A 12,839-nucleotide genomic window follows, 5' to 3' on the forward strand; every position below is an offset into this window, starting at 1 on the left:
ATTAAAGACTGTGGGTTCTACTACTTCTTCTTGGGCTCGAACTGGAGGGCGGTCTCGCTGTCCCACTCCTCGATCCCGTCGATAACGCCCTTGATGTGCTCACTGACCTTCTTCAGGCTGTCTTTGAGATCGTTGCGCTTGTCGTCCCAGCGCTCCTCGAAGTCACAGGCCTTGTCGCGCAGATCGCTCATGTCGAACGGGTCGCCGATGTCAGCCTCGAGATCCTCAGAGCTGTCAGTGGCGTTCTCGAACTCGTCGACGATCGAGTCCAATGACGTCTTGACCTTCTCGAGCTCAGAGATCTTGATCAAGATATCCGCCATGACTGTGCACCTTTCACGTAGTTACTGAGCACGCCGTCGAGTGTGGTCATCGCAGCGCGTGATCGAGAGAAAATGGAGAGATGGTGGGCCAGCAGACGCCAGCCCACCATCTGGCAAGCGTTGTTGCTCAGCCGCCGGCGAGCTGCGAGTCCAGGTCCTGGATCGCCGTGGCCATGTCACGCAGAGCCTGAGCCATGTCCTCGACACCAGCAATGGCGTCCTTCAGACCCGTGGTCATCTCCGAGTAGCCGTCCTGGAACTTGCCCGACGCCTTCTCCGTCTTGAACCCGTCCTGAACCAGCTCGTCCACGTAGCCCTGGCACTCGTCCAGCGCCGACTCGATCGTGTCCTTGCCCTGGTCGAGCTTGTCGGCAGTGCCGGTCATCTCGTCGTAGGTTGCCCCGAAGTCACTCATCGATCATTGCCTTTCCGCAATTTTCATTACACGACACCGCGTTGCGGCGCCGTTCGTCACCATCACTCACGCATCACATGGTCGAGAAGCGTGAACCCGACGAGCCGACACCGTCATCCTGAACGTGGTCCGAGATCCGGGCAATCAACTTCGTCGCGGTAGTCCTACCCGCTACGACGAGTTCTAAACATCTCCGAAAGTAAAGTTTCTGCTAGACCTGGTTAGAAGGTCGCAGCAGCGCACCGGCGGGAGTCGACACCGCAGCACCTGACCGAGACGGGTGATGGTGGGCCCATAGATGTCGGCCCACCATCTGACAAACGCGGCGGCTCAGCCGCCGGCGAGCTGCGAGTCCAGGTCCTGGATCGCGGTGGCCATGTCACGCAGAGCCTGAGCCATGTCCTCGACGCCGGCGATGGCGTCCTTGAGTCCGGTGGTCATCTCGGTGTAGCCGTCCTGGAACTTGCCGGACGCCTTCTCCGTCTTGAACCCGTCCTGAACCAGCTCGTCCACGTAGCCCTGGCACTCGTCCAGCGCCGACTCGATCGTGTCCTTGCCCTGGTCGAGCTTGTCGGCAGTGCCGGTCATCTCGTCGTAGGTTGCCCCGAAATCAGTCATCGATCCTAGCCCTCTCCCGCGATTTCATTACATGGCGTACGTAAACGCCGCTGGCCACCGTAGGCCACCCTTCACAAGGTTGTGAAGGGTAAAAACAGATTCGTTGTCAGATTCATGCAGAGGTCATGCAGAGGTCTCGGAGTCGCTCGCCAGGGGCATCTGCATGGTCACCGTGCGCCCGGCCTGGACGAAGATTCCGCGGCCCACGGGGAAGTCGGTGCGCTTCAGCTTGCCGAACGGAACCTTGAACAGCGTGTCGCCGTCGTAGGTGTCCGGCTTGAGCACGATGCCCTGCCGGGCCGCCTTCCACTCACCCATGACGCCCGAGCCGCCGCCGGCTCGAGTGACGTCGGCGTCGCCGACGAAGAGGTGGTCGGAGTTGTTGACCGCCTGCAGCAGGGCGCGCATCGGGCGGTCGGCGGGACCGTCGGCCAAGTGGGTCATGTCCTCGGCGACGATCATGATGCGGCCGGGGAAGGACTCGTCGGCGACGATCTCGGCGAGCTCGGTGACGAGCGTCTTCTCGTCGTCGGGGCGGGTGGCGCTGCGTACCCACGGCCGGAAGTCGCCCAGCATGGCGCGACGGCTGCCGAGGTGGAACAGCTTCACCTCGGGGTCGAAGCGTTCGACGGACTCGACGAGCGCCTTGAGGGCGTTCGTCTTACCGGACTGCGGCGGGCCGGTGATGATGAACGAGCCGATCGGGTCGAAGCCACGCGCGGACAGGGTGTCGTCGGCGATACCGAAGACGGGCTGCCCGTTGGCCTGCGCCGGCATGGCCCTGCTGGAGATCTTGGTCGGCAGGGCGCCGATCTCGCCGACCTCGGGAACACCCAGGGCACGCAGCTGCGAGACCAGCTCGTCGAGGGCCTTGGTCTGCTCGGCCACGTTGGTCGTGCCGCCCAGAACGGCCAGCTGCACCTCGGCCTTGTCGACGACGGCGCGGCCGGGCACCGACTGCTCGTTGAGTACGTCCTTGGGTGCTCCGACCAGGACGTACTGGCTCGGGTCGGAGAGCCGCATGACGACACGGCGCGGGATGTTCGCAAAGACGGCCGTCGGGACGGACCCAGACCGGTCGGCGGTGATCACCGCGTGGATGCCGAGCGGGCGGCCCTCGCCGAGGACCCGCATGAAGGACTGGTAGAACGGCGCGCGACCGGCGGCGATCTCCCACTCCTTCTTGAACTCGGGGTAGTTGTCGATGAGGAGCAGGATGCGCGGCATCGACTGGTCGGCGATCTCACGGTATTCGGTGAGGTTCGCGGCCGCGGCCTTGGAGAACAGCTCGGAGCGGCGGTCCATCTCCCGCTCGAGCGTGCGCATCAGCCGCTGCAGACGCTCGGCGTCGTCGCCGTCGATGATCGAGCCGACGTGCGGGAGACGCTCGATCGCACCCAGCGCGCCGGAGGCGAAGTCGAGGCCGTAGACCTGGACCCGGCCGAGCTCCGGCCGCGCACCGGCAGCGGTCGCGATCGTCTTCAACATGGTCGACTTGCCGGAACCGGAGGACCCGAAGATGAGCAGGGAGCCGTCGCGGTCGGGAGCGAAGTAGATCGCGTTCTGCTGCTGACGCTCCGGGATGTCGGCAAGACCCAGCAGGATCTGGCCGTCGCCCTCCAGCGGCAGGTCGCGCATGTCGACCACGGACGCCAGGTCATCGAGCCACGGTCGCCGCGGGGTCATCAGACCAGCGGTGGCGGAGGCCTTGATCAGGTTGGACACGATCCGCTTCTGGTCGTTGGGGCCGAGGTCCTCGTCGTGCGAGTCGCTCTCCGGCGGACGCTCCGGCTCCCACTCCGTGATCGAACCGAACTTGAGCTCGGCCACCTTCACGTCAGCGGTGACGACCTCGTCGTCGCGCGTCCAGCCACCGGCGTACGCGGACTGGAACGGGGTCAGGCGACCGGGTCCGGTCTTCGCGATGCCGCGGCCCGGCAGGGACGGCGGGAAGGTCCCGGCGATCGGGTCGTCGACGACGTCCTTGGAGTCGGTCTCGTCGGCCATACGCAGCGCGACGCGGAGGTTGGTGTTGGCCCGCAGGTTGTCCTTGATGACACCGGCCGGGCGCTGGGTCGCCATGATCAGGTGGATGCCGAGCGAACGACCTCGCTGGGCGATGTCGACGACGCCGTCGACGAACTCCGGCACCTCACCGGCGAGTGCGGCGAACTCGTCGATGACGAGCACCAGCGCGGGCGGGCACTCCGGGTCCTGCCGCTTCTCCAGCTCGAGGAGGTCCTTGGCCTTCTTCCGGTTGAACAGGTGCTCGCGGTAGTGCAGCTCGGCCTTGAGGCTGGTCAGCGCACGGCGTACGAGGTGCGGGCTCAGGTCGGTCACCAGACCGACACAGTGCGGCAGCTCGATGCAGTCGGCGAAGGCCGAGCCGCCCTTGTAGTCGACGAAGAGGAACGTCACCCGGTCGGGCGAGTGGGCCGAGGCGATGCCGAGCACCCACGCCTGCAGGAACTCGGACTTACCGGCACCGGTGGTGCCGCCGACGAGGGCGTGCGGGCCCTGCGTACGCAGGTCCAGCGTCATCGCGTCCGAGGCTCCCTGGCCGATGATGGCGCGCAGGTTGCCCGCCTTCTTCAGTCGCGGCCGCGGCCGGTCGGAGCGGTCGATGATCGAGTTGTTCTGACGCCAGCGCTCCACCACGGAGTGCGGGTCCTCGGCCACCTCGTTGCCGACCAGCGACAGGAAGCCGACGGAGTTGGGGAGGTCGGAGGAGTCGTGGACGACGGTGCTGGCGTCCACCACCGGCGCGAGCCGCTTGGCGAACATGTCCATGTAGGCGTTGGAGACGCCCTCGACAATGACACCCTCGTAGAGGTCGCCGTTGCGGACGAGCCCGACGGTGGCACGCTCCAGGCCGTCGCTCACGTCCAGGAAGCTGCGGCACACTGCCGGCAACGCCTCGACGGTGGAGGACATGAAGACCGCGTGTACGCCGACATCGGCGCCACGCTCGAGCACCTGGACCAGCCGGGCCCGGTCGACCGGAGCATCGTTGGTGACGAAGACGACGATCGAGACCTGCACCCGGGCGTTGGTCTCCTCCCCGGCCCGGGCGACGTCGGTGCCGTACTGCATGGGGTTCCACTTCTCGGCGAACGGGCCGCGGTGCTCCGCGGTCCGGCCGGCGCGCATGATGTATTCCTCCAGCGCGCTGAGCAGGGCATTGGCCGTCGGTGCGGAGTCGGCCAGCGGCATGTCCTTGAACCGGTTGGTCTCCGAGGTGGTGTGCGGCAGCCACTTGAGCCACTCGAACTCCTCGACCCAGTCCGGGTCGGCGAAGGCGACGGTGACGACCTCGTTGGGCGCGTGCAGACCGAAGAGCTGCACCGCGAGCCCACGCATCGCGTCGGCGGCCGGGCCGGCCGGGCCGGCGACACCCACGGAACCCACCGCGGGGAGCGACTCCAGCAGGGGTACGTCGTCGACGTACTTGTAGCGCTCCTTCAGGCGGTCGATCCGCTCGATGAAGTCGGGCAGACCGTTCTGGGTGTCGCGCTCCGCGATCGAGTTGCGCGACAGCGCGCGGGTGGTGCCGAGACGTACGGCCAGGAAGTTCCAGTGCTCGGGACGCCGGGTCCACAGCCGCGGGCCGAGCTGCATCGCCTGCTCGAAGACCTCCGCGACCGCCGGGACCTCCTCGTTGCGCGCCAGCTCCTCCTCGGGCTTGCTGCGGTAGAAGACCTCTTCCAGCTTCTCGAACTGCCGCTCGAAGAGCTCGATCTCGTGGTCCTGCTTCGCGCCGGCCTGGCGGTGCTGGTTGATGTAGTTGCCGACCGCCATCATCGGGGTCATCACGACCAGCAGCAGCGCGCGGGCGCGGCCGGTCATCGCGTAGATCGAGAGCGCCATGATGATCGGCGCGATCAGCACGAACCACGGGAACAGCTTCTTCTGCATCTCCGTCGGCATCCACGGCGGCGGGTGCTCGGTGCCGGGGTAGCGCACGTCGACCCGCGGGCTTCGGTTGAAGAGCAGGCCGCCACCGCGCTCGAGCACCGGGTCCTCGACGGCGGAGAGGAAGTCGGCCGAGAGCTGCATGACCAGGGTGGTGCTGCCGATGACGACCGGTGTGTCCGGCGCCAGACGTACGCGGGAGACCTGGGTGCCGTCGACAACGACGCCGTTGGCCGAGTTGAGGTCGACCAGCTCGACCGAGCGGTCCACCTCGATGCGGGCGTGACGCTTGGAGACCATCGGGTCGGCGAGCACGATCTCGTTCTCGGGACCGCGGCCGATCGAGGCGTGGCCGGTGGTCAGCGGGAACGCCTGTCCTCGCACCGGACCGTCGATCGCCCGCAGCACACCGACGCTCTTGCGCCGCGAGCCGGTCGTCTCGTTGTCCGGGCCCATGTTGACGACCGCTGCCGCGAACCCGGACCCGATCGGCGCGTCACCGATGGGTACGTCGGGTTCGAGCGGCTCCATCCGGTCGGCCGTTGGCGGGGCGACGGCCAGGGTCAAGATGTCGTGCTCATTCGCGATCACGGAGCGCGCCGGGTCGGCGTCGGCGATGTGCCGAGCGACGTCACCCGCCGTTGCCGTGGAGTCAGCCGTGACGATCACATCCGCCGGCGCGACACCGGGCCGGTGCAGTGTGAGCTTGACCTTCATCCTTCGTTCCCCTCGTCAACGTGCCAAAAGTCGATGCAGCGAGATCGTGCGGCGGTCGGCGCGGCGGTCACCCGCGACGCACCAGGGCCGAGCGGTCGCCGAAGCGGATCATCGCGCCGACCGGTGCCAGCACCGGCTCCCACGCGTTGAGCCGGCGGGTGGCACCCTCGTGGATCACCACGGTGCCGTTGGTCGAGCCGCGGTCGGTGACCTCGACACCGTCGCCGCTGGGGCGCAGCGAGAGGTGGGTCTTCGAGACCGACACGTCGATGATCGAGACCGTACGCGCGCCCAGCGTGTTCTCCGTCAGGGCGGGGTCGCGGCCGACCAGCACCAGGCCGGTCACCGGGATCCGCTCGCCGGAGTCGACCTTGAGCATGATGCCCCGCTCGCGCGGCTGCGCCGGAGGCTGCTGGCCGCCGGACGTGGGCAGCGGCGTGGGAGCGGGCGTGGGAGCAGGCGTCGGCGTGGGGGCCGGGTGTGGGGTCGGTGTCGGGTAAGGCGTGGGCGTCGGGGTCGGAGGCGGCGGGGGAACCGTCTGGCCCTGGTTGGGCGTCACCGCGCGCGAGGGCGGAATCGCCGGGGCCACCGGCTTCGGGGCCACCGGTCCCGACGGCGGGGTCGCGAGCGAGCCACCAGGAGAGGCGCCCGGCTCGTCGTGCCTCGCCTTCGGACGGGAGACACCGAGCACGCCGGCGCTGACCCGCCCCGAGGGCCGGTAGCTGCCGGCGTCGTGATCGTTGGGGGTGGTGAGCGAGGGCAGCGACTTCCGCTGCGCGACGGGCGCGGCCGCGACCGTCTTCCGGGCGATGCGCATCCGCTTCTCGTCGTAGGGGTCGAGGCCCTCGCGGACGTCGACCATCCACATCTCGGCCACCTTGTCCTGCCAGCCGCGGTTCCGCTTCTCCTTGTCGAACAGCGGCGAGGCGAGGAAGACGACCGGCGCGATCGGGATGATCCCGGAGCCCCAGAGCACCAGCGCACGGAGGAAGGCGCGGCCGGCGCCCGGTCGCTCGAGCGTCTTGACGTTGATCGAGCGGACTCCGGCGACGGACTTGCCCAGCGTGACCCCGCGGCGACCGTGGAAGACGATCTGGACGATGACGTAGATCAGGCTCAGCAGCACGGTGGCGCCGCCCGCGATCGCCGCCAGCATGAAGTCGGGGTGGCTCAGGAACCGGGCGAAGCCGAACTTGCCCTGGGCGAGCTTCAGCAGCAGCGGGAGCGTGAAGACCAGGTAGGGGACCTGCAGGAGCAGGTAGCAGACGATGTCGACGGCGGCCGCGACCGCACGACGGCCCAGCGGCGCGTCCTTCAGACCGAGCGAGGCGGCGTAGGCCGGGTCCGGCTTTCCGTCGGCGGTGAGACCCTCGATCCGGTCGTCATTTTCGGCGACCTCCCATATCTCCACCGCAAGAACTCCCTCACGCCCGATGTCCGAGTATTTTCGGCGCTGACCAACAACGCCAGAAGGCTACCGGAATGTCCCGGCTCGGGCGCGATGGTGTCTGGCAGGATCGACGTATGTCAACACCCTCCGGGCCATCAGCGAGCCTCGAGCGCATCGTCTTCTCGGACGGCAGCACCGCCGATCTCGTACGCAAGGAGGACGGCTGGGCGATCCAGATCGACGGCGTCGCTCAGTCCCACCTCGGGGAGGACCCGTCGCAGCCGCCGAAGCTCGCCTCGATCCGGTGGATGCTGGCGGCGCTCGGGGACCAGGCACCCCGCAGCGCGGCCCACCTGGGCGGGGCGCTGCTCGCCCTCCCCCGTGCGGTCGCCCACCGGTGGCCCGCGACCACGCAGACGGTCGTGGAGATCGAGCCCGCGTTGGTCGAGCTGACCAGGTCACGGTTCCCGCTTCCTCCGGGGATCACCATGGAGACCGCCGAGGCACGCTCGTGGCTCGAGGCGCACCCAGGTTCGGAGCACGACGCCATCGTCATCGACATCTTCGTCGGCAACCGGATCCCGCCGGCGTTCACCTCGCTGGAGTGCATGACCGCGGCACGCAGCGCGCTGCGCGAGGAGGGTCGGCTCGTGCTGAACTCCGTCGCCGGCCCCGAACTGCTCTTCACCCGTCGCGAGCTCGCCACGTTGCGTACGGTCTTCGGGCATGTCGCGATGATCGTGCAGGGGTCCGCGCTCGCGGGAGCGAGGTTCGGCAACGCCACCCTGATCGCCTCGGCGTCCCCGATCGACGGCGACGTGATCCGCTCGTCGCTCGCCGGCGACCCGTCGAAGGGCGCGCTGGTGACCGACCTCGACCCGATCATCGACGGCGCCGATCCGATCAGCGATGCCGACCAGCTCTGGTCCCCGGAGCCGAACCTTCCCGACGCGAGCGCCGCGCTGCGGCTCCTCGAGCAGGCCCGCCAGGCCGTCGACACGCTCAGATCCGCCGCGGACTGAGGCTCCATCGCCTTTGTCTAGCGAGATTCGGCCCTATCGCTCGGCAGATACCGCGACAGGCATCGACAGCCATTTCTTTTACCGAAACCGGCTTGTAACGTTCAAACAACCTGCTCGCGACTTGCGGGCGGGATGCTTGATGCGCAGGACAAACCACGATGCACACCATCTATCCGTTGTAGGGGGGACCTCGATGGAAACACTCACCGCCACCCAGCCTGAGGCCAACAGTGCCGCGAAGCAGCACAGCCTCAAGTTCCGTCACGCCAGTGCCCTGACGAAGCTCATGGACGAGCGCCAGGACCTGCGCGGTGTTCACGTGTTCGCCGACTTCGTCGACGACTCGGTGCGCTGGTCCGCGTGACCAGCAGCTAAATGGGGGGATCCAAGATCCCGTTGCGCAAGGCCCGGCCGACGACGGCCGGGCCTTCGCTCATTTTCCGGACCCGCGGCTAGGAGCTGCGGTGGACGATCCGGCCGCCGACCGTGGTCAGGACGACCCCGCCATGAGCGATCGCGGCGAGATCACCGACCGAGGCCCGGAGCGGGTCGATGTCGAGCACGGCCAGGTCGCCGCGTGATCCTGGAGCGACCGTGGGCTGACCGTCGACCGACGCCGCCAACGCCTCCTGGGCGGTGAGTGCCTGCTCCGGGTGCCACGGCTCCTTGCCGTCCCGCGAGCGACCGACGGCGGCCGCGATGGCCAGCCACGGGTCGAGCGGCGCGACCGGAGCATCCGACCCGAGCGCGATCCGCACACCCTCGTCGAGCATCCAGCGGGTCGCGAAGCAGCGGTCCTCCCGTCCCGGCCAGACGTCCTCGGTCATCTCGCGGTCGTCGAGGATGTGCGCCGGCTGCACGGATGCGGTGATCCCGAGTCGAGCCATCAGCGGCAGATCCTCGCGACGTACGAGCTGGGCGTGCTCGATGCTGCCGCGCGCCCCCGTCATCGCGTACGCCGCCAGTGCCTCCGACACCGCCCGGTCGCCGATCGCGTGCGTGGCCACCTGGAGGCCGGCCGCGTGCGCCTTCCCCAGGAGCCCGTGCAGCTCGTCCGGTGACTGGTTCGGCGCGCCGCAGCTGTCCGGGTCGTCGGCGTACGGGTCGCAGCACCACGCCGTCCGCGTGCCCAGCGAGCCGTCGCTGATGATCTTGAGCGGCCCCATCGTCAGCCGGTCCTCGCCCGGTATCAGCTGGTCCCCCGTACGCCGCCCCTCGGCGATCGCCTCGTCGAGCTGATCGGCGTATGTCGCGACCCGGATGCGGAGCAGATCGCAGTCGTACGCCCACCGCCACCGCCAGTCGTCGAGCCGGACGCCGACCTCGAAGTCGGTCATCCCGACCACCCCGAGCGCGGCGGTCCGCGTCAGCATCCGGCGGTAGGCCGCCGGTGTGTTCCCGCTGGCCTCGAAGAGCTCCGCGACCGTTGGATAGGCCTGGTACCACTCGGTCTCCTGCACCATGTCCTCACGTCGCGGCAGCCCCACCGCGTCGAGCGCGGCGGTGTTCAGCCAGGCGTGGTGGAAGTCGTGGTTGACCAGGATCGCGGGGGTGCCGCCGGTGACCGAGTCGAGCTCGGAGACGGTGCCCCAGCGGTCCCAGGTGCCGGCCGAGTGGCCCGTTCCGACGATCGCCTCACCAGGCTCGACCTCGCGCGCGGCCGCGGCGACCCGCGCCAGCGCCTCGGCGGGCGAACGGGTGCCCTGAAGATCCAGCCTGCTGGCTCGCAGCGTCCACTGACCGAGGTGGGTGTGGGCGTCCCACAGACCCGGCACGAGCCAGCGGCCACCTGCGTCGTACGCCTCGACTCCCGCCGGTCGGGACAGGTCTTCTCCGACCGCCGTCACGACACCGTCGGCGACGAGAACGTCAACCACCCCGGCAGGCGCGTTCGCCTGAGGTGAGAGCGGAACGATGCGTACGTTCCTGAGGAGAAGGTCGGGCATGAGCAGACGATAAGGAGTCTGCCCATGCTCGAGCCAATCAGATACCGAGGAGCCTCAGCGGCGCTTGAAGATTCCCCTGACGAGTTCCCTCGCAGCGGTGCGCGCGGCCTGCTTGAAGGCAGTCGACTTCACCACCGTCTCGATCATCGAGTCGTCGTCGTCACGCGACCGGGATCGCGACCCGGAGGACTTCTTCGGGGCGGTCTTCTTGGCGGCCTTCTCCTCCGCCTCGGCCGTGCGCGCGGCCTCCGCGGCGTCCGTCCTCGCCTTGAGCTGGTCGACGGCTGACTCGACCTCGACGGACGCGGTGTACTTCGCCGCCAGCGGCGACGCCGCCACGGCGGCTTCCATCGCGGCGGCGTCCGCAGGACCCATCAGCGACTCGGGGGCGCGCAGTCGCGTCCAGGCGACCGGCGTCGGCGCGCCGCGCTCGTTCATCACGGTCACGATCGCCTCGCCGATCCCGAGCGTCTGGATGACCGCGCCGAGGTCGTCGTAGGAGGAGGTCGGGTAGGTGTTGACGCTGGCCTTGAGGGCCTTGGCGTCGTTGGGCGTGGCGACCCGCAGCTGGTGCTGGATGCGCGAGCCGAGCTGGCCGAGCACGTCGTCGGGGACGTCGGTCGGCTTCTGGGTGACGAAGAAGACGCCGACACCCTTGGAGCGGATCAGCCGGACCGTGTTGGTGATCTGGTCGAGGAACGCGTCGGAGGCGTCGTTGAAGAGCAGGTGCGCCTCGTCGAAGAAGAAGACCAGCTTGGGCTTGTCGACGTCACCGACCTCGGGCAGCGCCCGGAAGAGCTCGGCGAGCAGCCACATCAGGAAGGTCGAGAAGATCGCCGGCCGGTCCTGCAGGTTGGGAAGCTCGAGCAGCGAGATGATCCCGGCTTCCCCGTCGTTGCGTACGAAATCAGTGACGGCGAAGGCCGGCTCACCGAAGAACTCGTCCGCGCCCTGGTCGGCGAAGGCGATGAGCGTACGCAGGATCACCCCTGTCGTCGCGGACGAGAGACCGCCCAGGCCCTTGAGATCGGCCTTGCCCTCGTCGGAGACCAGCCACTGCAGCACCGCCCGCAGGTCGTCGAGGCCGACCAGCTTCAGGCCGGCCTTCTCGGCGTAGTGGAAGACGAGACCGAGCGAGGACTCCTGGGTCTCGTTGAGATCCAGGACCTTGGAGAGGAGCGTCGGCCCGAAGGCGTCGACCGTGACCCGGACCGGGATGCCGGTGCCCTCGCCACCGAGCGCGAAGAACTCGACCGGGAACCCGCGCGCCTGCCAGGCCTGTCCGACGGAGGCCGCCCGTGCGGTCAGCTTCTCGCTGGACTCGCCCGGCGCCGACAGACCGGAGAGGTCGCCCTTGATGTCGGCTGCGAACACCGGGACCCCGGCTGCGGAGAGCTGCTCGGCGAGCAGCTGCAGGGTCTTCGTCTTTCCCGTGCCGGTCGCGCCGGCGACCAGCCCATGCCGGTTCAACATCCCCAAGGGAATGCGAATCGGCGTCTCCAACAACGTCTCAGCGTCCGCCATCAGGCCCCCGAGCTCGAGGGCGGAACCCTCGAATTGGTAGCCGGGCCCGACCGCTTCTGAGAGAGCAGCAGCATCCGTCATGACCAGGACTCTATGTTGGGATTTGGTCGGGGGGCGATACAGTCACGAGGGTGATCTTCAAGCGTGTCGGCGATTCTCGCCCCTACCCTGACCATGGTCTGACGACCAAGGGGTGGGCCGCGCTGCCTCCTCGGACGGTCCGCCTCGACGAGCTGGTGACCACGAAGGACACCCTCCAGCTGGTGGCTCTGCTCAACGAGGACTCGACGTTCTTCGGCGACCTCTTCGCCCATGTCGTGGAGTGGAACGGTGAGCTCTATCTCGAGGACGGGCTCCACCGGGCGCTCCGCGCGGCGCTCCAGCAGCGCAACGTGCTGCACGCCCGCGTGCACAGCCTCGGTTAGGGCGTACCGAGCGGTTAGGCTCGGCGTCATGCTCGATTCGGCCCTCACGGGACTTCGTACGTTCATCCTCCTCGCCGTCCTCGCGGCCGCGGTCGCTCTGGCCGGGGCCTGGGGATGGAAGGAGATGACCGCACCGTTCCCGCAGAAGGTCGACGTCGGGCCGTGCGTGGACACCCCGGTCAAGAAGGGCTCCGAGGTCTACCCGTCGCAGGTGGTCGTGACCGTGCTCAACGCGAGCACGCGCGCCGGGCTCGCCACCCGGGCGATGACGGACCTCGTCGACGCGGGCTTCGTCAAGGGGTCCACCGGCAACGCGCCCAGCGGCACCAAGCTGAAGACCGTCGAGGTGTGGACGCCCGACAAGAACGCTCCCTCAGCCGCGCTCGTCGCGAGCTGGCTCGGTGACGCGAAGATCGTTGAGACCAAGTCCGACATCCCGGGCATCGTGGTCGTCACCGGCGAGAACTTCCCCGAGGTCACCGGGGGCGACAAGACCGTCACCGCCAAGGCGGACGCCACGGTCTGCAGCCCTCCGGTCGAGTAGGCG

The 12,839-nt window shown here is 68.3% G+C and carries 11 protein-coding genes; 4 read left to right on the forward strand and 7 right to left on the reverse strand.

Annotation, left to right across the window (positions count from 1 at the left end; translation table 11 throughout):
• Window positions 1–20 precede the first annotated feature (20 nt).
• From OH802_RS02665 to OH802_RS02685, 5 genes are all read right to left on the reverse strand, one after another.
• Window positions 21–323, reverse strand: a complete 303-nt coding sequence (locus tag OH802_RS02665; RefSeq protein ID WP_355232703.1) for a flagellar protein FlgN — start codon at window positions 321–323, stop codon at window positions 21–23.
• Window positions 324–450: 127 nt separating this feature from the next.
• Complete coding sequence (locus OH802_RS02670) at window positions 451–738, reverse strand: WXG100 family type VII secretion target (RefSeq protein WP_141791345.1); 288 nt, start codon at window positions 736–738, stop codon at window positions 451–453.
• A gap of 330 nt (window positions 739–1,068) precedes the next feature.
• Window positions 1,069–1,356 carry a WXG100 family type VII secretion target gene (locus OH802_RS02675; protein WP_008356184.1) on the reverse strand — a complete coding sequence of 96 codons (288 nt, stop codon included), beginning with the start codon at window positions 1,354–1,356 and terminating at the stop codon, window positions 1,069–1,071.
• 123 nt (window positions 1,357–1,479) lie between these two features.
• Window positions 1,480–5,985: an FtsK/SpoIIIE domain-containing protein gene (locus tag OH802_RS02680; protein WP_406024853.1), complete on the reverse strand. Its 4,506-nt coding sequence runs from the start codon at window positions 5,983–5,985 to the stop codon at window positions 1,480–1,482.
• A gap of 67 nt (window positions 5,986–6,052) precedes the next feature.
• The gene (locus OH802_RS02685; protein ID WP_406024855.1) at window positions 6,053–7,396 is read right to left on the reverse strand and encodes an RDD family protein; all 1,344 of its coding nucleotides are present in this window, start codon (window positions 7,394–7,396) and stop codon (window positions 6,053–6,055) included.
• Between the two features lie 113 nt (window positions 7,397–7,509).
• On the opposite strand from OH802_RS02685, the gene OH802_RS02690 reads away from it, so the two are divergent.
• Complete coding sequence (locus OH802_RS02690) at window positions 7,510–8,397, forward strand: spermidine synthase (protein ID WP_406024857.1); 888 nt, start codon at window positions 7,510–7,512, stop codon at window positions 8,395–8,397.
• A 193-nt stretch (window positions 8,398–8,590) separates the two neighbouring features.
• Window positions 8,591–8,761 carry a hypothetical protein gene (locus OH802_RS02695; protein WP_168381080.1) on the forward strand — a complete coding sequence of 57 codons (171 nt, stop codon included), beginning with the start codon at window positions 8,591–8,593 and terminating at the stop codon, window positions 8,759–8,761.
• 88 nt (window positions 8,762–8,849) lie between these two features.
• On the opposite strand, the gene OH802_RS02700 is transcribed toward OH802_RS02695, so the two are convergent.
• Together OH802_RS02700 and OH802_RS02705 are read right to left on the reverse strand one after the other, a co-directional pair.
• Complete coding sequence (locus OH802_RS02700) at window positions 8,850–10,343, reverse strand: amidohydrolase (protein WP_406024859.1); 1,494 nt, start codon at window positions 10,341–10,343, stop codon at window positions 8,850–8,852.
• A gap of 54 nt (window positions 10,344–10,397) precedes the next feature.
• Window positions 10,398–11,948, reverse strand: a complete 1,551-nt coding sequence (locus OH802_RS02705) for a helicase HerA-like domain-containing protein (RefSeq protein WP_406024861.1) — start codon at window positions 11,946–11,948, stop codon at window positions 10,398–10,400.
• Between the two features lie 50 nt (window positions 11,949–11,998).
• Here OH802_RS02705 and OH802_RS02710 point away from each other — a divergent pair, with 50 nt between their 5' ends.
• Together OH802_RS02710 and OH802_RS02715 are read left to right on the forward strand one after the other, a co-directional pair.
• Window positions 11,999–12,292, forward strand: a complete 294-nt coding sequence (locus OH802_RS02710) for a type II toxin-antitoxin system VapB family antitoxin (RefSeq protein WP_045551249.1) — start codon at window positions 11,999–12,001, stop codon at window positions 12,290–12,292.
• A 28-nt stretch (window positions 12,293–12,320) separates the two neighbouring features.
• Window positions 12,321–12,836, forward strand: coding sequence for a LytR C-terminal domain-containing protein (locus tag OH802_RS02715; RefSeq protein ID WP_406024864.1), 516 nt, complete (start codon window positions 12,321–12,323; stop codon window positions 12,834–12,836).
• The last annotated feature ends 3 nt before the right edge of the window (window positions 12,837–12,839 follow it).

Origin of the sequence: Nocardioides sp. NBC_00850, from assembly GCF_045207335.1 — a bacterium.
Lineage (GTDB): Bacteria > Actinomycetota > Actinomycetes > Propionibacteriales > Nocardioidaceae > Nocardioides.

Excerpts from the sequence above, each read along its gene's own strand:
- OH802_RS02665 (WP_355232703.1), bottom strand. The coding sequence starts at position 323 with ATGGCGGATATCTTGATCAAGATCTCTGAGCTCGAGAAGGTCAAGACG.
- OH802_RS02670 (WP_141791345.1), bottom strand. The coding sequence starts at position 738 with ATGAGTGACTTCGGGGCAACCTACGACGAGATGACCGGCACTGCCGAC.
- OH802_RS02675 (WP_008356184.1), bottom strand. The coding sequence starts at position 1,356 with ATGACTGATTTCGGGGCAACCTACGACGAGATGACCGGCACTGCCGAC.
- OH802_RS02680 (WP_406024853.1), bottom strand. The coding sequence starts at position 5,985 with ATGAAGGTCAAGCTCACACTGCACCGGCCCGGTGTCGCGCCGGCGGAT.
- OH802_RS02690 (WP_406024857.1), top strand. The coding sequence starts at position 7,510 with ATGTCAACACCCTCCGGGCCATCAGCGAGCCTCGAGCGCATCGTCTTC.
- OH802_RS02695 (WP_168381080.1), top strand. The coding sequence starts at position 8,591 with ATGGAAACACTCACCGCCACCCAGCCTGAGGCCAACAGTGCCGCGAAG.
- OH802_RS02700 (WP_406024859.1), bottom strand. The coding sequence starts at position 10,343 with ATGCCCGACCTTCTCCTCAGGAACGTACGCATCGTTCCGCTCTCACCT.
- OH802_RS02705 (WP_406024861.1), bottom strand. The coding sequence starts at position 11,948 with ATGACGGATGCTGCTGCTCTCTCAGAAGCGGTCGGGCCCGGCTACCAA.
- OH802_RS02715 (WP_406024864.1), top strand. The coding sequence starts at position 12,321 with ATGCTCGATTCGGCCCTCACGGGACTTCGTACGTTCATCCTCCTCGCC.